Origin of the sequence: Streptomyces sp. WM6386, from assembly GCF_000972385.1 — a bacterium.
Classification (GTDB): Bacteria; Actinomycetota; Actinomycetes; order Streptomycetales; family Streptomycetaceae; genus Streptomyces.
In genome coordinates, this window is the sequence record NZ_JXTE01000031.1 from 1 (window position 1) to 21,044 (window position 21,044).

Here is a 21,044-nt window from a genome sequence, read left to right on the forward strand (position 1 = left end):
TGCCGCCGGAGAAGAGGATCACCGGCCGCTCGAACTCGCCCGCCACCTCGCGGAAGATGTGCACGGCCTCGGATTCGAGAGCGTCCAGGTGGGAGAGGGTGAATTTCTGCTCGGTGGTCACGGTGCTCACACCAGCCCCCGCTCCGCCAGCACCGCGTACACCGCGGCTGCCGACTCCCGTGGGGTCCGCGCCTGCGTCTCCAGCACCAGCGCCGCGTCCACCGGCGGCTCGTACGGGTCGTCGACGCCGGTCAGCCCGGACAGCTCGCCAGCGGCCTGCCTGGCGTACAGGCCCTTGACGTCCCGCTCGGCGCACACCTCGACCGGAGTGGCGACATGCACCTCGATGTACGGCGTCCCGCTCGCCTCGTGCCGTTTGCGGACGGCCTCGCGGCTGTCGGCGTAGGGCGCGATGACGGGGACGACGGACAGCACGCCGTTGCGGGCGAGGACCTCGGAGACCAGCCCGATGCGCTGCACGTTCGTGTGGCGGTCCTCGCGGGAGAAGCCCAGGCCCGCGGAGAGGAAACGGCGTATCTCGTCGCCGTCGAGGACCTCCACCCGGTGTCCCTTGGCCTTCAGCCGCTCACCGAGGTGACGGGCGATGGTCGTCTTGCCCGCGCTCGGCAGCCCCGTGAGCCAGACCGTGGCTCCCTGAGCCCTTGCCGTGGTGGTCATGCGCAACAGTCCTCTTCCTTACCTTCGGGCGACCTGAGGGACCCTAGGTAAGAAACTTGAGAAGAGGGGCAGAGGACCCTGAGGGTTCCCTTAGCTACCTGTGTTGTGCGTGAGGTCACACCCCGACGAAGCCGGCCCCCGCGTCGCGCAGCCGCCGGTGCAGCCCCCGGAACACCGCCGCCGAGCGGCTGCCCGGCCAGTCCTCGGGGAGCAGCCGGGCGGGCAGGCCGGGATCGGCGTAGGGGAGGTGGCGCCAGGAGTCCAGGGCGCGGAGATAGTCGCGGTACGCCTCCTCGGGAGGTGTGTCCTCGCGCTGCTCCCAGTCACGCAGCACGCGCGCGTGGCGGTCGAGGAACTCCTCGTGCTCCTTGGCGATCGCGGCGAGATCCCACCAGCGGGCCACGGACTCGACGGTCGGGGCATAGCCGAGGTGCTCACCGCGGAAGAAGTCGACGTACGGGTCCAGGCGGAGCCGCTGGAGCACGTGCCGGGCCTCCTCGTACAGCCGCGCGGGCGCGATCCAGACGCCCGGTGCCGCGGTGCCGAAGCCGAGACCGGCCAGCCGTGAGCGCAGCACGTGCCGCTTCTGCCGCTCCGACTCCGGGACGGAGAACACGGCGAGCACCCAGCCCTCGTCCTCGGGCGGTTCGACGGCGTAGATGCGCCGGTCGCCGTCCTCCATCAACTGGCGGGCGTCCGGCGACAGTTCGTACCCGGCCGCGCCCTGTACCGTGCGGGCCGGCACGAGCAGCCCGCGCCGTTTGAGTCTGGACACCGACGAACGTACGGAGGGGGCGTCCACGCCGACCGCGGCGAGCAGCCGGATGAGCTCGGCGACCGGTACCGGGCCGGGCACGAAGCGGCCGTAGGCGCCGTAGAGCGTGACGATGAGAGACCGTGGTGCATGCTGGTCGGACACGTTGATCATCTTAGGTCGTCGGCATCACTGCTGGTCACCCCTGGTGCGCAACCTGAACCTCTGGAGCTTGCCGGTCGCCGTGCGGGGCAGCGCCTCCAGGAAGACGATCTCGCGCGGACACTTGTACGGCGCCAACTCCGCCTTCACGAACGCGCGCAACGCCTCGGCGTCCCGCTCGGCGCCCTCCTTGACCACGGCGTACGCCACCACGACCTGCCCCCGCGCCTCGTCCGCCCGCCCCACGACCGCGGCCTCCACGACGTCGGGGTGGCGCAGCAGCGCGTCCTCGACCTCGGGGCCCGCGATGTTGTACCCGGCCGAGATGATCATGTCGTCCGCGCGGGCGACATAGCGGAAGTAGCCGTCGCTCTCACGGACGTACGTGTCCCCGGTGATGTTCCAGCCGCCGCGCACGTACTCGCGTTGCCGCGGATCGGCGAGATAGCGGCAGCCGACGGGTCCGCGCACGGCGAGCAGCCCGGGCTCCCCGTCGGGCCTGTCGCGGCCCTCCTCGTCGACCACGCGCGCGTGCCAGCCCGGTACCGGCACCCCGGTGGTCCCCGGCCTGATGTGCTCGTCGGCGGCAGAGATGAAGATGTGCAGCAGCTCGGTCGCGCCGATGCCGTTGATGATCCGCAGCCCGGTCCGCTCCTGCCAGGCCTGCCAGGTGGCCGCGGGAAGGTTCTCGCCGGCGGAGACACAGCGGCGCAGGGAGGCGACGTCGTACGCGTCCAGTTCGTCGAGCATGGCGCGGTAGGCGGTCGGCGCGGTGAACACGACGGAGACCCGGTGTTCGGCGATCGCGGGCAACAGCTGCTTGGGACCGGCCTGTTCGAGCAGGAGCGCGCTGGCGCCGGCCCGCATGGGGAAGACGACGAGCCCGCCGAGGCCGAAGGTGAACCCGAGCGGGGGACTGCCGGCGAAGACGTCATCCGCCTGTGGGCGCAGTACATGCCGCGAGAAGGTGTCGGCTGTCGCGAGCACATCCCGGTGGAAGTGCATGCACCCCTTGGGGCGCCCGGTGGTGCCGGAGGTGAAGGCGATCAGCGCCACGTCGTCGGCGGCGGTCTGCACGGCGGGGTACGGGGTGTCCGGCGCCGTCCGGTTGAGCAGGTCGTCGGGCGCGTCACCGCCGTAGGCCGTGATCCTGAGCCCCGGTATCTCGGCCTTCGCGAGGTCGTCGACCGCCCGGATGTCGCACAGTGCGTGTCTGACCTGCGCGATCTCGCACATCGTGGCCAGCTCGTGCGGCCGCTGCTGTGCCAGCACCGTCACCGCGACGGCGCCCGCCTTCAGGACCGCCAGCCAGCAGGCCGCGAGCCAGGGTGAGGTCGGCCCGCGCAGGAGCACGCGATTGCCGGGTACGACGCCGAGGTCCCCGGTGAGGAGATGCGCGAGCCGGTCGACGCGGGCGCGCAGGGTCCCGTATGTCCAGGTGTCCCCGGTGGGGGTGTGGAACACCGGCTTGTCGTCGGGCGGGCCGGTCAGCAGCTCGGCGGCACAGTTCAGCCGATCGGGGTACCGCAGCTCCGGCAGATCGAAATGGAGTTCGGGCCACTGTTCCGGGGGCGGGAGATGGTCGCGCGCGAAGGTGTCGACGTGCGCCGAGAGGTTCATGGCGGTTCGCCCCCTGCCTTGTGGGCGTGGTGAGTGGGCTCGCGCAATGAGCGTATCGTCTTGGTGACGACAGTCAATAGGACGCGATATCGTCGAAGGGTCCAGTGGAGAGAGGGGACCGGCAATGCCCGCATTCTCGCTCGATCCGGTACAAACCGCCTGGTGTGCGGAGCTGCGTGCCATGGCCGCGGAGCGGCTGCGCCCGCTGGCGGAGAAGGGCGAGCCGGGGCACGTGAACCGGCCGCTGATCGCCGAACTCGGTCAACTGGGCCTGTTGCGGCGGCTGTTCACCTCCGGGGCGCTCGACCTGTGTCTGATGCGGGAGTCCCTCGCCCACGCCTGCACCGAGGCGGAGACCGCGCTCGCTCTCCAGGGGCTGGGGGCCCACCCCGTGCACGCATACGGGACACCTGCGCAGCGAGAGCGCTGGCTCCCCCCGGTGAGCGAGGGCCGCGCAGTGGCCGCATTCGCGCTGAGCGAGCCGAGCGCCGGGTCGGACGCGGCGGCACTGACGCTGCGAGCGGAGCGGGCCGGGGCGCCTGGCGACGGGCCGGGCAGGGGCGCTCCTGGTGGCGACGGGCGGCGCGTGGATGCTTCCCATGGGGAGCCGATCGCGGATGGTCCCGGCGTCGAGGCTGCTGTCGGTGTCGAGCCGGAAGGCGGAGCGCTCGGCGCCGAGTCCGACGGTTCCTCCCGCTGGCGTCTCAGCGGTGAGAAGTGCTGGATCTCCAACGCGCCCGAGGCCGACTTCTACACCGTCTTCGCCCGCACCACCCCCGGTGCCGGAGCACGCGGGGTGACCGCCTTCCTCGTCCCCGCCGACCGTCCCGGACTCACCGGCACCGCCCTCGACATGCTCTCCCCGCACCCCATCGGCGCCCTCGGCTTCGACGCCGTGCCCGTGACCGCCGACGACGTCCTCGGCGAGCCCGACCGCGGTTTCCGGGTGGCGATGGGCACCCTCAACCTCTTCCGCCCCAGCGTCGGCGCCTTCGCGGTCGGCATGGCCCAGGCGGCCCTGGACGCCACCCTCGCCCACACCGCGCAACGGGACGCGTTCGGCGGCAAGTTGAAGGACCTCCAGACGGTCGCCCACCGGGTCGCCGAGCTCGCCCTGCGCACCGACGCGGCCCGCCTCATGGTGTACGCGGCGGCGACGGCGTACGACGAGGACGCCCCCGACGTCCCCAAGCGCGCCGCGATGGCGAAGCTGCTCGCCACCGAGACCGCGCAGTACGTCGTCGACGCCGCCGTCCAACTGCACGGCGCCCGCGCCCTGCAACGCGGCCACCTCCTCGAACACCTCTACCGCGAGGTGCGCGCCCCACGCATCTACGAGGGGGCGAGCGAGGTCCAACGCGGCATCATCGCCAAGGAGTTGTACGCGGAGACGGAGGCGCACCGGTGAGCACCGAGCGCGTGAACCCGCCCCACCTCTCCCCGCCCGCCGGGTTCTCCCACGCCGTTGTCGCCACCGGCACCCGCGTGGTCTTCCTGGCCGGCCAGACCGCCCTCGACACCGACGGGAAGGTCGTGGGGGAGGGGCTCGTGGAGCAGTTCGAGAGGGCGCTCACCAATCTGCTGGGAGCGTTGACAGCGGCCGGCGGCACCCCCGCCGACCTCGCCCGCGTCACCGTCTACGCCACGGATGTCGCCGACTACCGCGCCCGAGCCGCTGAACTCGGGGGTATTTGGCGGAGGCTGGCGGGCCGGAACTTCCCCGCGATGGCCGTCGTCCAGGTCGTACGCCTGTGGGACGAGGAGGCGCTGGTTGAACTGGACGGCTTCGCGGTCCTGCCCTGAATCCCGGGAATCAGGCCGCCATGGCCAGTCGCTCGACCGGCCCCACGGCACTGCCGTCCGGCCGCAGCTCACCGGTGTCGTCGAAGACGATCGCCCCGTCGCACAACAGGCTCCACCCCTGCTCGGGATGGGCGGCCACGACGTGCGAAGCGGCGGTGTCGGAGGAAGGGCACGAAGGCTGGTGGGAACACATGGCGCACCTCCACATCGGAGGACGATCCGTACGGATCGTCCGTATGGATAGACCATGCTCCCGCCGAGAACGCATCGGAACGGCCGGACGCCAACCGTGACAACACGCGGACAACACCAGGACCGATCCACGAAGACCGCTGCGGACTCGCCACCGAAGGAGTGACGATCACGCCCGTCGGGGCGCCTGAGCGGTACGAGTGGGGGATCCCGTTCCGCTCCTTCGGAAGGCACCCCCATGCCCGTACGCCCCGTCCTCGTCCTCGCCGCGCTGCTCCTCCTGGCCGCGGCCCCCACCGCCACCGCCGACCCCTACGAGACGGTCACCGTCGCCCCGGCCGGCAGCATCGCCGCCGACGGCACGGTCACCCTCTCCGGCACCTACCGCTGTCTCGGCAACTCGGGCCCGGTCTTCGTGAGCTCCTCCGTGGGGCAGAAGTCCCCGTCCGTCCGGCACGGCATCGGCGGCACCCAGGCCGTCTGCGACGGCGTCGAGCACCGCTGGGAGAACACGGGCAAGCCCTCGCCCGGAGCGCTCGAGCCGGGCGCGGCCCACGTCGAGGCCACCGTCATGGAACTCGCCCCCCAGGGCGGCCTGCCCCTGCCCCGGTTCCACGCGTCCCGGCAGCAGGACGTCACGCTGACCGAGGGCTGACCTCCAGCCAGGTGGTGAGCGCCCACCGCCAGTGAAGGGTGTGCAGTGGCCCCGAACCGCCGTCCGCGAGCGGCTCGTTCAGTGATCCGGCGGTGATCTCCCGGAGCCTGCCGAGCCGGTAACGGACGGTGTTGGGGTGGGTGAACAGGGCCGCGGCCGTCTGGTCGAGGCGGCGGCCGTTGTCCAGGTACGTCAGCGCGGTGAGCGCCAGTTGGCGGTGGAAGTCGACCCGATCTGGCCGAAACACGGCATCCGCATCCTGCCCGGCCCGTCCTCGATGTGGTTCGACGCCACCGGCAAGCGGTTCTCCAGCCCCGACATCCCCGGCTACGACACCCTCCACACCCTCAAGTCGATCACCGACACCGGCTACGACTACTCGTGGTTCGTCACCACGCAGAAGATCATCGCGAAGGAGTTCGCGCTGTCGGGCTCGGAGCAGAACCCCGACCTGATTCCGCAACGCCCTCAACTACCCCGGGGACACGCTGAGTCGTACGGCGGCGATCCACAAGATCACGGATTCGGGCGCCGGTCCGCTGATCGCCGTACGCCTCAACATCCTCACCCGCAAGACCCTCGGGGGCCTCCAGACAGACCTCTCCGGCCGCGTCCTCCACCAGTCCGGTAACCCCATACCGGGCCTGTACGCGGCCGGAGAGGTCGCCGGTTTCGGCGGCGGCGGAGTCCACGGCTACCGCTCCCTGGAGGGCACCTTCCTCGGCGGCTGCCTCTTCTCGGGCAGGCAGGCGGGGAAGGCGGCGGCCGCGGCGCTCTGAGTCCCGGACGCGAGAACGGCCCCGCTCGCGGGGCTGTTCCGGGGTGCCGTCGGCCTGCCGGCCTTCAGGGCTTGTGCGACCCGGGAATCAAGCGCCCTGTGCTCCCCGGCCCGCCAACTGCGCTTCTCGGGGGAGGCCTTTCGCGGTCAGGTTCCAGGCCGCGACGGCGAACTCGCTGCGTCCTGCCCCTGTCGTACGGGCCTGCAGCCGCCACGGTCCGTCGGTGGACGGGTAGAACCTCAGAGTGAGGACCTGCTCGTCGGCCAGGTAGACCTCGGCGATCGAGCGGTCCACGATCACGCGGAGCTCGACGGGGGCGTGGGGGCGTGCCGCGGCCGGGCACGGCGCGGTGTACGCCCCTCCCCGTGCCCGCGGGTCCTGTGAGGCGTGGGTGCGGTCGACGACGAGGCGGCCCGCCGTGGGGTCGAGGCCGATGTCGAGGTACTCGGAGCCATCGGCCGAGGTGGTCAGGCGCAGCCCGCTCGTACCGGTGGTGTCCGGGACGAGGGCGGCGGTGAGGTCGAAGGTGTGGCCGACCTCGCCGAGTTCGGCCGGTTCGGTCCGTGTGACGTGCCCGGTCCCGTGCAGGACACGCGGGCCGCGCAGCGCCAGCAGCTCGCGGGCGGGGTGCTGGGCGACCGTGCCGTCGGCGGCGAGGCTGACCTCTCGGGGGAGTGTGAGGACGCCTGCCCAGCCCGCTTCGTGCGCCCAGGTGTCGTCCCGGGCTTCCCAGGCCCATCCCCACATCAGCCAGCGGTCGTCTCCGGGGGCCTTCAGCAGGGCGGGGGCGTAGAAGTCGGGACCGTGGTCCAGCGGGGCGGGGGCCGTGGCCGCTTCGAACCGGCCGTCCCTCTCCCGGCCGGTGACCACGCTGGTGTGGCTGGGGCCGCCCTTGGGGGTCCAGTCGCTGAGGATCAGGACGCTTCGGTCGCCGAAGGTGGCGTACTGGGGGCATTCCCAGCCGATCGGGCCCGTGCCGGCGGCGGCCTCGCTGGTGTGGAAGGGGCCGCGGTAGGTCCAGTGCTCCAGGTCGTCGGACTCGTACAGCAGCGTGGCGGCGCGGCCGTCGTCGAGGGCGGAGCCGACCAGCATCCGCCAGCGCTCGTCCTGCCGCCAGACGTAGGGGTCCCGGTACATGGTGGTGCCGGCCGGTGGTTCGGGGATGAGCAGGTGGGGGCGCTTGGTCCAGGTGCGGCCGTTGTCGTGTGACTCGGCCGTGGTGACCGGTTGCCACCAGCGGTCGGTGCGGTGGGCGGAGTAGAAGGCCACCATGCGGCCGTCGACGGAGACGGCGTTGCCCGAGAAACAGCCGTCGGCGTCGTGGCCGCCGGGCGTGGGGGCGAGAGCGACGGGGAGGGACTCCCAGGTGAGCAGGTCGGGGCTCCGGTAGTGGCCCCAGTGCATGTTCGCGTGCTGGGGGCCGTGCGGGTTGTACTGGAAGAACACGTGGTAGTGGCCGTCGTGGAAGACCAGACCATTGGGGTCGTTGATCCAGTTGCGTGGCGGCCGCAGATGGACCGCGGGCAGATGGGGGTCGGCGGGCGACGTGGACACACGGGGCCTTTCTCAGGGCATGCGAAGCACACGGAAGTCATGAGGACGCGGCGGAACCGACAGCGCGGTGCGGGGGTCAGCCCTTGACGCCGGTGGAGGCGATGCTGTTGACGAAGGACCGCTGGAACGCCACGAACAGGGCGAGGATCGGCACGGTGATCATGGAGGAATACGCCATGATCTGGCCCCAGCCCACGTTCAGCTGGAAGAAGTAGGAGATGCCGACCATCACCGGTCGCAGTTCCTCGCTCTGTACGACCATCAGCGGCCACAGGTAGGAGTTCCAGGCGGGCAGGAAGGTGAGGATGGCGACGGTGGCGACGGCCGGACCGGACAGCGGCATCACGATGCGGCGGTAGATGCTGAACCAGCCGGCACCGTCCATGATCGCCGCCTCGTCGAGTTCCTTGGGGATGCTCTGGAAGAACTGGTGGAAGAAGAAGATCGAGAAGGCGTTGGCGGCGAACGGCAGGATCTGCACCTGGTAGGTGTCCATCCAGCCGGTGGTCCACTCCAGCTGGAAGCCGTTCACGCGGAGCAGCGGCAGCTGGTTGACCCACCACACCAGCGGCAGCGCGAAGGTCTCGAACGGCACGATGAGGGTGGCGATGATGGTGGTCAGGACGAGCTTGCGGCCCGGCCACCGCATGCGGGAGAGCGCGAAGGCGGCCAGGCTGTTGATGATGACGCCGAGCACCACGGTGATCGACGAGATCAGCACGGAGTTCAGCAGGAAACGTGCCGCGGGGACCCGGTCGAACATGCCGGTGTAGTTGTCCAGCGACAGGGCTCCGACCGGCAGGAAAGCGCTCGGCGAGTCCAGGTCGCCGAAGATCTGGTCGTCCGTCTTGAACGACGAGACCAGCATGAAGACGAGCGGGAGCGCGAAGACCAGGGCCAGGACGATGCGGCCGGCATGGCCGCCGAGCCGCTTGAGGAGGGAGGTCATGTCAGTCCTTCTCCCGGGTCAGGAAGCGCTGGACGAGCGACACGGTCAGGACGAGTACGAAGAAGGTCAGCGAGATGGCCGCCGCGTAGGCGGTCTGCTGCTGGTCGTAGCCGGTGCGCACCGCCTGGAAGACGACGGTGGTGGTGGAGTCGAGCGGGCCGCCTTGCGTCATCACCCTGATCTGGGTGAAGAGGCTGAACGCCGCGATCGTGATGGTGACGAGGACGAAGGTGCGGGTGGCGCGCAGTCCCGGCCAGGTGACGTGGCGGAAGCGGTGCCAGGTGGTGGCGCCGTCGAGTTCGGCGGCCTCGTACAACTCGGCGGGGATGGTCTGCAGGCCGGCCAGCCAGATGATCATGTGGAAGCCGACGCCCTGCCACACCGACATCAGGATGATGGCGGGCATCGCGGTGGCCGGGTCGCCCAGCCAGTCCGGGCCCTGGAAGTGGCCGAGGGTGAGCGTCGAGATGACGTGGTTGACCAGGCCGTCCTTCCGGTAGAGGAAGGTCCACAGGAGGGACACCACGACCATCGAGGTGACGACCGGCAGGAAGTAGACGGTGCGGAAGAAGTTGACGCCCCGTACCTTCGCGTTGACCAGCAGTGCCAGGAGCAGGGCGAGGCCGGCCTGGAGCGGGACGACGACGGCGGCGAAGTACACCGTGTTGCGCAGGGACTTGTAGAAGACGGGGTCTTCGAAGAGCTGGGTGAAGTTCCTCAGGCCCACGAAGCGGGCCGGGTTGGGCGAGATGAGCCTCGCGTCGGTGAAGGCCAGGGCGAAGGCGAGGACGACCGGTACGACGAGAAAGACGATCAGCAGCACGACGGCCGGGGTGGCCATGCCGAGGGCGGTGAGGCTCTCACGGCGACGGGCGTTGTTCGTGCGGGTTCGCCGGACCGGACGCAGCCGCGTGGGGGCTGCGGTCTTGGTGGTCACGGTATCTCCAGGGAGCCGGGCCGGTTCGGGCGGTGCGGTCGGGGGCCCGAACCGGCCTGGGGCGGGTCAGCCTGAGTAGTTGTTGTTCGTCTTCAGGTTGTTGTCGATGTTCTTCGAGGCCTGGCCGAGAGCGTCCTTGGGATCGGCGCCGGCCAGGATGTCCTGGGCCGCCTTCTGGAACTCGGTGGAGATGTAGGGGTAGGCCGGGGTGACCGGGCGCACCGTCGCGTACTTCTGCGCGAACTGGACGAGCACGGCGAACTCGCCGCCCGGCTGGTAGTCCTTGATCTGCGTCGCGGCTTCGTTCGTGGCGGGGATGGTGCTGGTGGCCTCGGCGTAGTCGACGAAGTACTTGGTCTGGCGGGAGAACTTCAGCCACTCCTGCGCGCCGTCCTTGTTGGAGCAGGTGGAGCTCATCGCCCACTGCCAGGATGCGCCGCCGATCTTGGGGCCCTTGCCGAAGTCGACCGGCGGGATGATCGCCAGGTCGTCGCCGAGCTTCTGGGCGTTCTTGGCCGCGTTCCAGCTGCCGTCCCACTGGATGGCGCTCTTGCCGGCCAGGAAGTCCTTGTTGGGGTCGGCTCCGGACTTCTTCGCCATGTAGCCCTTGGTCACCAGCGAGCGGAACCAGGTGCCCCACTCCACGGACTCCTCGCCGTCGAGGGTGCCGGAGGCGGTCTTGTAGCCGTCGCGGTCGATCAGGTCGCCGCCGAAGCTCTGCAACTGGGGGGAGTAGGCGTACGGCCACCATTCGCCGCTGCCGCCGGTGCCCATTTCCAGGGGGTACGTGAACTCGCCGCTCTGCTTCAGCTCGGCCAGCGCGGCGTCGAACTCGCCCTTGGTCCAGGGCTTGTCCATGGTGGGGACACGGATGCCGTGCTCGTTCAGTACGGACTTGCGGGCGAAGAAGGCCAGGGAGACGTCGTAGAAGCCGAAGGAGTAGAGCTGGTCCTTGTAGGTCCCGACGGTGCTGGCGAGCTGGTCCTTCACCGGCACCTCGCTGCCGGAGACATCGATCGGGGCCAGGTAGCCGCCCCAGGCCCAGTTCGCCACGTTGGGGCCGTCCACATCGAGCAGGCAGGGCAGCTTGCGGGCCGAGGCGGCGGCCACGACGGAGTTGTTGTAATCGGTCTGCGGGAACGACTGAAGCTTGACCGTGTACTTGTCCTGGGAGCCGTTGAAGTCCTTGATGATCTTCTTCACGACGTCGAGTTCGGCCGAGTTGCCGGCGTTGTGCGTCCACAGGGTCAGCGTGTCGCCGCCGGCCCCCGACGAGCTCCCGCCACTGCCGGTCGCGCATCCGGCGACGAGCGCCGTCGCCGCCGCGGCGGCTACACTCGCAAGCGCGAGGCGCCTTGTTCTGAACACCACGAGGTTCCTCCATCTCACGGAGGCGGGTCTTGCAGGACCCGCCCTGGGCGACCGGTTGCATCGGTCGCTGTTCTTGGTGGCCGTCCCGCCGCCTGCTCCAGGACCATCGGTGCGGGCGGCGGGACGACTGTCTTCAGGTGCCGGTGTCACCCCTCGGCAGGTGCACCGAGAGAGGCGCGCTCCCGCAGCGGCATGGGCACGCGGTGTACGACCGATTCGAGTGGCCCGCCGCGGAGGATCAGCTCCACGGCGAGGCGCCCGAGCTGGTAGTGCGGCAGTTTCAGCGTGGTGAGCGCCGGCCGCAGCACGGACGCGATGTCCTGGTCGTCGAACGAGATCACCGACACGTCGCCGGGCACCGAGAGCCCCGCCTCACCGAGCGCCTGGTAGGCGCCGAAGGACACCCGGTCGGCCAGGCACACCAGCGCCCGGGGACGGGTCCCCGCCGCCAGCAGGGCGGACACCTCCCGGTAGCCGTCCGGTGTGTTCCAGTCGCACTCGATGACGCCGTCCAGGCGGGCGCCGCGCTCGCGCAGCACTTCCTCCAGGCCGCGCATGCGCTCGTTGCCGGCGATGATCCCTTCGGGTGTGGCCGGGACGGCCTGGTGGCCGCCGATCGCCCAGATGCCCTCGGTGTGACCGGCCGCGAGCAGGGCGCGGGCCGCGTTCCGGCCGGCCTCCAGCTCGTCCGGGACGACGGAGGGGGCGTCGAAGCCGGGGGCCAGGCAGTTCAGCAGCACCACGCGGCGCCCGAACAGCTCCTTGGGGGGAGTGACGTACCGGGTGAACATGGTCGCGTAGATCACCGCGTCGACCTGGCGGTCGAGCAGCGCGTGGACCAGCGAGGACTCGGCAGCGCGGTCGCCGCCGGCCTCTGTGATGAACAGCAGGTGATCCTGCTCCCGGGCGGCCTCCATGGCACCGCGGATGACATCGCCGGCGAACGGAGTGGTGGTGATCCGGTCCGACACGAGTCCGATGGTCTGGGTGGACTTCGTCCGGAGGCTGCGCGCGGTGACGTTCGGGCGGTAGCCCAGCTGCCTGGCCGCTTCCAGGACCCGTTCCCGGGAGGCGTCGGAGATGCGCATGTCGGTGCGGCCGGACAGGGCGAACGACGCGGTCGTCGGCGATACGCCCGCCTCGCGGGCGACATCGGCCATGGTCACGCGGCGTTCGGGCATCGGTGGATCAGCTCCGCTCGGCTAAATCGGATTAGCAAGATGCGATGAGATTGCTTCACTCGTCATGCGCTGTCAACACCCCGGACATCTCGCCTGCGTAACGGTGACTTTCTGGGGTGATTTGCCCATCTCTGGGTAGCGCGAAGTCGAAATTCGTATGCGTTAGCTCTTGCTTTAGCGGCGACGGCGCCCGAACCATGCCGACCCATCATCTAAATCGAATTGGCAGGCCGCCAGGTCACCGTCTGTCACGCAGTCCAGGAGACAGCATGAGGAGAAGAACCGCCCTCAGGGTCGTATCCGCCGCAGTCGGCGGAGCCGTCGTACCGCTTTCGTTCGCTCCCGCTTTCGCCGCCGCCGGTGGCCGGTCGGGTCCTCAAAAGCCCACCGCCCATTGGGACTTCGACGAACGATCCGGCGCGGTCGCCCGCGAGGCGGTCTCCGGGTCGGCCACCCCCGTCGACTACGTCTTCAACGACGCCCGCTACAAGCCCGACAGTGATCCCGTGCGCCGCCGTGGCGTGCGCGGCCGGGCCCTGTACTTCGACGGCTGCTCCACCGTCGTCACGGCAGAGGGACCCGGCAAGCTCGACATCGCCGGCGGCATGACCGTCGACGTGTGGATCGCGCCCTACGCCTACGAGCACGGCATCGACGGCAAGCCCCAGGCCCTGGTCAACCAGCACGACCCGGTCGCCAGGACCGGATTCCTGCTCGGCCTGCGCCGCTTCGGGCAGATCGTCTTCCAGCTCGGCTTCGGCACCGACCTGACCGAGGTCAAGGGCGCCCCGGACCAACCGGCCGCCAAGGGCAGGTGGAGCCACGTCTCCGCCACCTACGACCCGTCCGCCCACCAGCTGCGCCTCTACCTCGACGGCCGCCTGATCGGCACCGCCGCCACCCCGGACAGGGCCCCCGAACCGGCGCCCGGTGAACCCCTCCTCATCGGGAAGCACAACCGCCCGACGCTGCTCAACGGCGAGTTCCACGCCAACATGTACATGGGTCTGATGGACAGCCTCATGATCCGCCCGGGCACCCTGGACGACTCGGCCGCCCAGCGCGAGCACGCCGAGAAGATCGCCGCACTGCCCGGCCACCGCGTGCCCCGCCCGGACCTGGCCCCCCATCGGACCCGTTTCGACGGCGACCGGCACCGCCCCCAGTTCCACATGCTGCCGCCCTGGCACTGGATGAACGAGCCGCACGCGCCCGTGTACTTCAAGGGCAAGTACCACATCTTCTACCAGCACGACCCGCTCGGACCGTTCTGGGGCCAGATCCACTGGGGGCACGCCGTCAGCACCGACATGGTGCACTGGCGCGACCTCCCCATCGCCCTCGCCCCCGCCGCGGACTCGGCCGGCCCGGACGGCATCTGGTCGGGATCCGCCTGCGTCGACGGCGACCGCGGGCCGGTCCTCTTCTTCACGGGCGGCGACGACCGGCTGCCCTACCGGCAACGCACCGGCCTCGCCGTATCCACGTACAAGAACGACGGTGACACCGATCTGCCCACCTGGACGATGCGCTCCGAGCCGGTCACCGAAGCCCCGGCCAAGCTGCCGGCCGGCCCGGGAACCGCGTGGGCGGAGAACTTCCGCGACCCGTTCGTCTGGGAGGAGGACGGCGTCTGGTACCAGCTCGTCGGCAGCGGCATCGTCGACTACGACGGCGCGCAGATCACCCGCAAGCACGGCGGAACCGCTCTCCTGCACACCGCCCGCCGGCCCGAAGGGCCCTGGACGTACCAGGGGCCGCTGCACCGGAACGACCTCGCCACGCTGCCCGAGCCCGGTGAGGTGTGGGAACTGCCGGTACTCCTCCCGCTCCCCGGCCCCCGCGGCCGGCGCACCGGCAAGCACATCCTGCTGATCTGTCCGTGGTGGGAGGGGTTCCACCCGAACGCCGTCAAGCACACCTACTATTGGATCGGCACCTTCGACAAGCGCGAACACCGCTTCGTGCCCGACCACGACAAGCCACGCGAGTTCGACTTCGGCGAGCACTTCACCGGCCCGTCCGGCTTCGTCACCCCCGACGGCCGGTCCGTGGTCTTCAGCATCACCCAGGGCCGCCGCACCGAGCAGCAGCACGCCCGGTCCGGCTGGGCGCACAACGCCGGTATGCCGGTGTCCGTCTCCCTGCGCCAGGACGGCACCCTCGGGGTCGAACCGATCGCCGAGGCCGCCGGCCTGCGGGGCACGAGGCTCGCCCGCATCCGGCAGACCTCGGTGACGGAAGCGAACCGGCGGCTCGCCGGGGTCTTCGGCGACCTGCTGGACATCAGCGCCGTCATCGAGCCGCGCGGCGCGCGGACGATCACCCTGACGGTCCGGGCCTGCGCCGACGGCACCGAACAGACCCTGCTGACCTACGACACGGCCGAGCACCGCATCCTGATCGACCGCAGCCGATCCAGCCTCGACCCGGACGTCCGCAAGGGCGTCCACGGCGGCCGTGTGGAACTCGACGGCGGGCGCCTCACGCTCAGGGTCCTGCTCGACCGCTCGATGCTGGAGGCGTACGTCAACGGCACCAACAGCATCACCAGCCGTGTCTATCCCACCCGCGAGGACGCCACCGGCCTGCGCCTGACCAGCGAGGGCGGATCGGCCCGCGTCGTGTCCCTGGACGTCTGGCGCATGAACGGCGCCTACGACACGCCGGCCGCGCCCGCCGCGTACGACCCGCCGCGCCCGGCGGACGTCGACGCCCTGCCCAACCACGACTTCGCCACCGGCGACCTCACCGGATGGACCGTCGTCTCCGGCACGACCTTCAGCGACGCCAACGTCACCACCCGCACCGACTGGGGCTGGGGCGGCCCCTTCTACCAGGCTGAGACCGAAGGCGATCCGACCGGCCACCACCTGTGGGGCTTCAAACCCGCCGGAGGCGGCGACGGCGCCACCGGCGTCCTGCGCTCCGCCACGGTGGTCCTCGGCGGAGACGGCGTGATCGACCTGCTCGTGTCCGGCGGCAACGACCCCGACCGGCTCTACGCGGCCGCCGTCCGCGCCGACGACGGCAAGGTACTGGCCAAGGCCACCGGCCGCAGCACCGAGCAGTACCGCCGCGTCGTGTTCGACCTCTCCGCCCACATCGGCGAACGGATCTACATCGAGGTCGTCGACCGGGCCGACGGGGGCTGGGGCCACATCAACGTCGCCGACGTCAACGTCCCCGTCCGGCGCGCCTGAATCCCCGGCCCACCCCACATACGCGTCGGCCCCGGACCGTGCCGCGCCCAGGGCCGGCGTCCTGCTCCGCCCGATCAACCCGACCCCACACCACGGAGGTTCGATGCGAACCCGTGCACCATCGAGATCCGCGACCGCGACCAGGAGCGGTCTGCTGCGCCTGCTGCTCGCGCTCGCGATATGCCTGGGCCTGACATCACCCCTGATGACGCAGACCGCCGACGCGACCGGAACCACCCTGACGAATCCCGGCTTCGAGTCCGGCGACCTCAGCGGCTGGACCACCACCGGAACCGCCTTCAACGGAGCCGTCACCGACGACCCGGGCTGGGGTTGGGGCTGTTGCTTCAACCAGCAGGGCTCGTACCACCTGTGGGGGTTCGCCGCCGCCGGTGACGCCGCCACCGGGACGGTGACGTCCGAACCGTTCACGCTCACCGGCACCGGCATGGTCAGCGCCCTGGTCTCCGGCGGCCGTAACGACAACGACCTCTACGCAGCCCTGACCACCCTCGACGGAACCGTCCTGCACGAGGCCACCGGAACCGACGACGAGGCGTACCGCCGCGTCACGTGGGACGCCCGCGAACACCTCGGCGAGCAGCTGCGCGTCACCGCCGTCGACAAGGCCACCGGCGGCTGGGGCCACATCAACCTCGACGACGTCCGCGTCGGCACCGACCCGGCACCCGATCCCTCCCAGCGGGGACTCGCCGCCCACTGGGACTTCAGCGAGGGTCAGGGCACCACGACCCGGGAGAAGGTCAGCCAGGCCGCCGACCCCATCAGCTACGTCTTCAACGACGCGCAGTACAAGCCCGACAGCGACCCGCTCTGGCGCCCGAAGAACGAGGCCGACGGTGTGCTCTCCGGCGCCCTGCTGTTCGACGGCTACTCCACCTGGGTCACCCGCGCCGCGTCACAGACGCAGCTGCCCACGGACGGCCTGACCGTGGAGGCGTGGGTCGCGCCGCGCGCGTTCGAGTGGGGAGACGACGGCAAACTGTCCGCCGTCGTCAACCAGCAGGACGAGACGGCAAAGCGGGGCTTCTCCCTCGGCGTCGGCCGGCACGGCAGGTGGCAGTTCGGGATCGGAACCGGCGACGCGTGGTACGAGGTGACGGTCCCGAAGCCGGCGGCCCTGGCCGCGGGCAAGTGGGCGCACCTGTCGGCCGTGTTCGCCCCGAGCGAGGGAGCGATCAGGCTCTTCCTCAACGGCGAGCAGGTCGCCCAGACCGCCATCCCGGGCACCGCCCGGCTGGCCAAGGCCGACGTTCCCCTGATCGTCGGCCGCCACAACCAGCCCGCCATCATCAACGGCACGTTCGCCGTCAACATGTTCAACGGGCTCATCGACGAGGTGAAGATCCACAACAGCGCCCTCACCCCGGCCTCGGTCACGGCCGGCCACCAGAAGGACGTACAGACCTTCGCAGGAGGCACCACCCCCAAGGCCCGGATGGAGATGGACCGTTCACGCTACGACGGTGACCGCTACCGTCCCGGCTACCACTTCACCGCCCCGAACCACTGGATGAACGAACCCCACGCCCCCATCCAGTACAAGGGCAAGTACCACCTCTTCTACCAGCACAACTCCCACGGCCCCTACTGGCACAACATCGCCTGGGGACACGCGGTGAGCGAGGACCTGGTCCACTGGCGCGACCTGCCCGTCGCACTCGCACCCACCGAGGACAGCGTGGCCCCCGACGGGGTCTGGTCCGGTGACGCCGCCTATGACGAGAACGGCGTGCCCGTCCTGCTGTTCACCGCCGGCAACGACTCCCAGCGCCCCAACCAGGCGACCGGCCTCGCCCGCCCCGTCGACCCCGGTGACAGCGACCTGGTCGAGTGGAAGATGCACCCCACCCTGGTCACCAGCCAGAGCGCCGACCTGAACGTCGGCGCCGGACGCAAGGTCCGCTTCGGCGACTTCCGCGACCCCTTCGTCTGGAAGGAGGGAGACACCTGGTTCCAGCTGATGGGCTCGGGCGTCCAGACCACCTCGGGCACCGACATCGGCGGCACCGCCCTCCTCTACACCTCCAAGAACCTCACCGACTGGACGTACTCGGGCCCCCTGATGGTCGGTGACGTGGCAGCCCACCCCAGGACCGGCCAGGTCTGGGAGCTGCCCACCTTCCTGCCCATCGGAAAGGACGCCCAGGGCCGCGAGCGCCGGGCCCTGCTCGTCAACCCGGCCTTCCCCGCCGGCCCCGGCGAGTACAGCAGCAAGTACGTCCACTACTGGGTCGGCACCTGGGACGCCGAGGCCCGCCGCTGGACACCCGACACCACCGACCCCCGGCTCATGGACTACGGCGACCACTTCACCGGCCCCAGCGGAACGGTGGACGACAAGGGACGCTCCCTCGTCTTCAGCATCGCCCAGGACCGGCGCACCGAACGCGCCCACTACGACGCCGGCTGGGCCCACAACGCCGGCCTGCCCATCGAGCTGTCCATGCGGCCCGACGGAGACCTCGGATTCCGCCCCGTCGAGGAGGTCGCCCGCCTCCACACCGGCGAACCGCTCCTGGACATCAGCGAACCCGCCTCCCTCGCCGACGCCAACACCCGCCTGGCCGGCGTCAAGGGAGACATGCTCCACATCAAGCTGACGATGAAACGCGGCAGCGCCGGCACCTTCGGGCTCGACGTACTCCGCAGCCCCGGAGACGAGGAACGCACCCGCCTGTTCTACGACGCACCCGAGGGACAGCTGGGCGTCGACCGGACGCGCTCCGGGAACAACTCCAGCGCCGAGCCGAACTTCGGCATCCACAAGGGCCCGCTGACGCTCTCCAACGGCAACCTGACACTCGACGTGTTCGTCGACCGCTCGATGGTCGAGGCGTACGCGAACAATCACAAGTCGATCACCACCCGCGCCTACCCCTTCCGCCAGGACTCCCTCGGCCTGCGCCTCTTCGGCGACGGCAGCGTCGTCAAGTCCATGACCGTCTGGAAGATGGGCAACATGACCGACTGATCCAGCCACCCTCTGCGACGATCCGGGGCACCCACGCCCAGGCCGACCCGGTCCGCGACCTCGCCGCGGGCCGGGTCGGCGCATGGCCTGGTCACGCTGTTCTCCCTGAGTACTTTCAGATGTCCCGGAAGATCTCGATCTGCGCCCCGACCGAGTTCAGGCGCTCGGCGAGGTCCTCGTAACCCCGGTTGATGACGTACACGTTGCGCAGCACGGACGTGCCCTCCGCCGCCATCATCGCCAGCAGGACGACCACGGCGGGCCGCAGGGCGGGCGGGCACATCATCTCGGCGGCCCGCCAGCGGGTCGGGCCTTCGACCAACACCCGGTGCGGGTCGAGGAGTTGGAGCCGGCCGCCGAGGCGGTTGAGGTCCGTGAGGTAGATCGCGCGGTTGTCGTAGACCCAGTCGTGGATCAGCGTCTTGCCCTGCGCGGAGGCCGCGATGGCCGCGAAGAACGGGACGTTGTCGATGTTCAGACCCGGGAACGGCATCGGGTGGATCTTGTCGATGGGCGCCTCCAGCTTGGAGGGGCGGACGGTGAGGTCCACCAGGCGCGTACGGCCGTTGTCGGCGAAGTACTCGGGCGTACGGTCGTGGTCGAGCCCCATCTCCTCCAGGACCGCCAGCTCGATCTCCAGGAACTCGATCGGCACCCGGCGCACCGTCAGCTCCGACTCCGTCACGACCGCCGCGGCCAGCAGGCTCATCGCCTCGACCGGGTCCTCGGAGGGGGAGTAGTCCACGTCGACGTCGATGGTCGGCATGCCGTGCACGGTGAGCGTGGTGGTGCCGATGCCCTCGACCTTGACGCCGAGCGCCTCCAGGAAGAAGCAGAGGTCCTGGACCATGTAATTGGAGGACGCGTTGCGGATGACGGTGACGCCGTCGTGGCGGGCGGCGGCCAGCAGCGCGTTCTCGGTCACGGTGTCGCCGCGCTCGGTCAGCACGATCGGGCGGTCGGGGGAGATCGAGTGGTCCACCCGTGCGTGGTACAGGCCCTCGGTCGCGGCGATGTCCAGCCCGAACCGGCGCAGCGCGATCATGTGCGGCTCGATGGTCCTCGTACCCAGGTCGCAGCCGCCGGCGTACGGCAGCTTGAAGCTGTCCATGCGGTGCAGCAGCGGACCGAGGAACATGATGATCGAGCGGGTGCGGCGGGCCGCGTCCGCGTCGATGGCGCCCATGTCCAGCTCGGCCGGCGGCACGATCTCCAGGTCGACGCCCTCGTTGATCCAGCGGGTGCGCACCCCGATGGAGTTGAGCACCTCCAGAAGGCGGTAGACCTCCTCGATGCGGGCGACGCGACGCAGCACCGTGCGCCCCTTGTTGAGCAGCGAGGCGCACAGCAGTGCCACGCACGCGTTCTTGCTCGTCTTGACGTCGATGGCACCGGAGAGCCGGCGGCCGCCGACGACCCGCAGATGCATCGGGCCCGCGTAGCCCAGAGAGACGATCTCGCTCTCCAGGGCCTCACCGATTCGAGCGATCATCTCAAGGCTGATGTTCTGGTTGCCACGCTCGATGCGGTTCACAGCGCTCTGACTGGTACCGAGAGCTTCCGCCAGCTGCGACTGTGTCCAGCCCCGGTGTTGCCGGGCGTCACGGATGAGCTTGCCGATGCGTACGAGGTAATCGTCTGCCATGGGGTTGAGGCTATCTCAGATATGAGATGGGGCATTCCGAGGGGGGCCGTACGGGTGACGGATCTGATGGTGCGTCAATGCCGCCTGGCGTTACGGGTGCGGCGCCATCCGAAAGGTCCGGGCAAATCCACCGATGTCGTACGACGTCCTGTGCTGCTGGACGTGTGCTTCGGCCCATGCCTGCCGCCGCCGGTGGTGATGGACCAGGAGCGCCGGTTGATGTTCAGCCGTACGCCGGGAAGGATCCGGAAACTCTTGCGGAACGTGAGGGGCATCTGTGCCTCCCGTCTGAGTGCGGAACGTACCTGTCGGTTACCCCGACTTGGCGTACTGATGGCCGAACTCCACGGGCTCGCCGCGCCGAAGGTCGGGTTCGGCCGGATAATCACGGGGTGTCCCCAGCCGTGGGGGACGTCACAAACGGAGGCGGGGCATGACCATCCCGCGCCCGTGTACTAGAGTTATCTCGACATCGAGATATCTGCCCAGGCGCACCGCAGCCGCCCGCGTCGCCACTCCAGCGGTAAGGGTTACCTAACTTAGCCTGACCTTAGCGGATCGGCCAA

At 70.0% G+C, this 21,044-nt stretch carries 17 protein-coding genes and 2 pseudogenes; 6 read left to right on the forward strand and 13 right to left on the reverse strand.

The annotated features are described in order from the left end of the window. The 4 genes and pseudogenes from TN53_RS45275 to TN53_RS20145 form a co-directional block, all read right to left on the reverse strand. Positions 1 to 130 (reverse strand): annotated as a pseudogene (locus TN53_RS45275) (sulfate adenylyltransferase small subunit); the annotation flags it as partial. After that, positions 127 to 678 (reverse strand): adenylyl-sulfate kinase, encoded by a 552-nt coding sequence (cysC, locus tag TN53_RS20135; protein ID WP_046259956.1) that lies wholly within the window; start codon positions 676 to 678, stop codon positions 127 to 129. The gene cysC and the pseudogene TN53_RS45275, both read right to left, overlap by 4 nt. Before the next feature lie 115 nt (positions 679 to 793). Beyond that, positions 794 to 1,606, reverse strand: a complete 813-nt coding sequence (locus TN53_RS20140) for a PaaX family transcriptional regulator C-terminal domain-containing protein (protein WP_046259957.1) — start codon at positions 1,604 to 1,606, stop codon at positions 794 to 796. 15 nt (positions 1,607 to 1,621) lie between these two features. Then, entirely contained in the window at positions 1,622 to 3,214 is a 1,593-nt protein-coding gene (locus TN53_RS20145; protein ID WP_046259958.1) for an AMP-binding protein, read from the reverse strand. Positions 3,215 to 3,338: 124 nt separating this feature from the next. Here TN53_RS20145 and TN53_RS20150 point away from each other — a divergent pair, with 124 nt between their 5' ends. Then, positions 3,339 to 4,622: an acyl-CoA dehydrogenase family protein gene (locus TN53_RS20150; protein ID WP_046259959.1), complete on the forward strand. Its 1,284-nt coding sequence runs from the start codon at positions 3,339 to 3,341 to the stop codon at positions 4,620 to 4,622. Further along, complete coding sequence (locus tag TN53_RS20155; protein WP_046259960.1) at positions 4,619 to 5,017, forward strand: RidA family protein; 399 nt, start codon at positions 4,619 to 4,621, stop codon at positions 5,015 to 5,017. The genes TN53_RS20150 and TN53_RS20155 overlap by 4 nt, the downstream gene beginning before the upstream one ends. A 10-nt stretch (positions 5,018 to 5,027) precedes the next feature. Here TN53_RS20155 and TN53_RS20160 read toward each other — a convergent pair whose 3' ends face one another. Then, a complete protein-coding gene (locus TN53_RS20160; RefSeq protein ID WP_046259961.1) occupies positions 5,028 to 5,210 on the reverse strand; it encodes a DUF5999 family protein in 183 nt (60 codons plus the stop codon). Between the two features lie 237 nt (positions 5,211 to 5,447). On the opposite strand from TN53_RS20160, the gene TN53_RS20165 reads away from it, so the two are divergent. Continuing rightward, entirely contained in the window at positions 5,448 to 5,864 is a 417-nt protein-coding gene (locus TN53_RS20165) for a DUF6299 family protein (protein ID WP_046259962.1), read from the forward strand. Here TN53_RS20165 and TN53_RS20170 read toward each other — a convergent pair. Further along, complete coding sequence (locus TN53_RS20170) at positions 5,845 to 6,207, reverse strand: helix-turn-helix domain-containing protein (RefSeq protein WP_324609620.1); 363 nt, start codon at positions 6,205 to 6,207, stop codon at positions 5,845 to 5,847. The two genes, TN53_RS20165 and TN53_RS20170, sit on opposite strands and share 20 nt — an antisense overlap. Between TN53_RS20170 and TN53_RS45280 the strand changes: the two are divergent. Further along, positions 6,091 to 6,643 (forward strand): annotated as a pseudogene (locus tag TN53_RS45280) (FAD-binding protein); the annotation flags it as partial. The gene TN53_RS20170 and the pseudogene TN53_RS45280 sit on opposite strands and share 117 nt — an antisense overlap. Positions 6,644 to 6,730: 87 nt before the next feature. Here the strand turns inward: TN53_RS45280 and TN53_RS20175 are convergent. The 5 genes from TN53_RS20175 to TN53_RS20195 all read right to left on the reverse strand — a co-directional run bounded on the left by TN53_RS20175 (position 6,731) and on the right by TN53_RS20195 (position 12,635). After that, positions 6,731 to 8,197 carry a glycoside hydrolase family 32 protein gene (locus TN53_RS20175; RefSeq protein WP_046259964.1) on the reverse strand — a complete coding sequence of 489 codons (1,467 nt, stop codon included), beginning with the start codon at positions 8,195 to 8,197 and terminating at the stop codon, positions 6,731 to 6,733. A 76-nt stretch (positions 8,198 to 8,273) separates the two neighbouring features. Next, a complete protein-coding gene (locus tag TN53_RS20180; RefSeq protein WP_046259965.1) occupies positions 8,274 to 9,146 on the reverse strand; it encodes a carbohydrate ABC transporter permease in 873 nt (290 codons plus the stop codon). A gap of 1 nt (position 9,147) precedes the next feature. Beyond that, a complete protein-coding gene (locus TN53_RS20185; protein ID WP_046259966.1) occupies positions 9,148 to 10,083 on the reverse strand; it encodes a carbohydrate ABC transporter permease in 936 nt (311 codons plus the stop codon). A 66-nt stretch (positions 10,084 to 10,149) separates the two neighbouring features. Beyond that, on the reverse strand, positions 10,150 to 11,451 hold the full coding sequence (locus tag TN53_RS20190) for an ABC transporter substrate-binding protein (protein ID WP_234441651.1): 1,302 nt from the start codon (positions 11,449 to 11,451) through the stop codon (positions 10,150 to 10,152). Positions 11,452 to 11,600: 149 nt separating this feature from the next. After that, positions 11,601 to 12,635 (reverse strand): LacI family DNA-binding transcriptional regulator, encoded by a 1,035-nt coding sequence (locus TN53_RS20195; RefSeq protein ID WP_046259968.1) that lies wholly within the window; start codon positions 12,633 to 12,635, stop codon positions 11,601 to 11,603. Between the two features lie 269 nt (positions 12,636 to 12,904). On the opposite strand from TN53_RS20195, the gene TN53_RS20200 reads away from it, so the two are divergent. Together TN53_RS20200 and TN53_RS20205 are read left to right on the forward strand one after the other, a co-directional pair. Next, the gene (locus TN53_RS20200; RefSeq protein WP_052745261.1) at positions 12,905 to 15,838 is read left to right on the forward strand and encodes a GH32 C-terminal domain-containing protein; all 2,934 of its coding nucleotides are present in this window, start codon (positions 12,905 to 12,907) and stop codon (positions 15,836 to 15,838) included. Between the two features lie 103 nt (positions 15,839 to 15,941). Beyond that, positions 15,942 to 18,833 (forward strand): GH32 C-terminal domain-containing protein, encoded by a 2,892-nt coding sequence (locus TN53_RS20205; protein WP_095046605.1) that lies wholly within the window; start codon positions 15,942 to 15,944, stop codon positions 18,831 to 18,833. Between the two features lie 115 nt (positions 18,834 to 18,948). On the opposite strand, the gene TN53_RS20210 is transcribed toward TN53_RS20205, so the two are convergent. Next, positions 18,949 to 20,478, reverse strand: coding sequence for a helix-turn-helix domain-containing protein (locus TN53_RS20210; RefSeq protein ID WP_046259969.1), 1,530 nt, complete (start codon positions 20,476 to 20,478; stop codon positions 18,949 to 18,951). Positions 20,479 to 20,552: 74 nt separating this feature from the next. After that, positions 20,553 to 20,753, reverse strand: coding sequence for a DUF4236 domain-containing protein (locus TN53_RS45285; RefSeq protein ID WP_095046606.1), 201 nt, complete (start codon positions 20,751 to 20,753; stop codon positions 20,553 to 20,555). Between the last annotated feature and the right edge of the window lie 291 nt (positions 20,754 to 21,044).

Bases quoted from the DNA above. Each gene is read 5' to 3' on its own strand.
- TN53_RS20200 (WP_052745261.1), top strand. From the start codon at position 12,905: ATGAGGAGAAGAACCGCCCTCAGGGTCGTATCCGCCGCAGTCGGCGGA.
- TN53_RS20165 (WP_046259962.1), top strand. From the start codon at position 5,448: ATGCCCGTACGCCCCGTCCTCGTCCTCGCCGCGCTGCTCCTCCTGGCC.
- TN53_RS20160 (WP_046259961.1), bottom strand. From the start codon at position 5,210: ATGTGTTCCCACCAGCCTTCGTGCCCTTCCTCCGACACCGCCGCTTCG.
- TN53_RS20140 (WP_046259957.1), bottom strand. From the start codon at position 1,606: ATGATCAACGTGTCCGACCAGCATGCACCACGGTCTCTCATCGTCACG.
- TN53_RS20195 (WP_046259968.1), bottom strand. From the start codon at position 12,635: ATGCCCGAACGCCGCGTGACCATGGCCGATGTCGCCCGCGAGGCGGGC.
- TN53_RS45285 (WP_095046606.1), bottom strand. From the start codon at position 20,753: ATGCCCCTCACGTTCCGCAAGAGTTTCCGGATCCTTCCCGGCGTACGG.
- TN53_RS20145 (WP_046259958.1), bottom strand. From the start codon at position 3,214: ATGAACCTCTCGGCGCACGTCGACACCTTCGCGCGCGACCATCTCCCG.
- cysC (WP_046259956.1), bottom strand. From the start codon at position 678: ATGACCACCACGGCAAGGGCTCAGGGAGCCACGGTCTGGCTCACGGGG.
- TN53_RS20205 (WP_095046605.1), top strand. From the start codon at position 15,942: ATGCGAACCCGTGCACCATCGAGATCCGCGACCGCGACCAGGAGCGGT.
- TN53_RS20210 (WP_046259969.1), bottom strand. From the start codon at position 20,478: ATGGCAGACGATTACCTCGTACGCATCGGCAAGCTCATCCGTGACGCC.
- TN53_RS20150 (WP_046259959.1), top strand. From the start codon at position 3,339: ATGCCCGCATTCTCGCTCGATCCGGTACAAACCGCCTGGTGTGCGGAG.
- TN53_RS20180 (WP_046259965.1), bottom strand. From the start codon at position 9,146: ATGACCTCCCTCCTCAAGCGGCTCGGCGGCCATGCCGGCCGCATCGTC.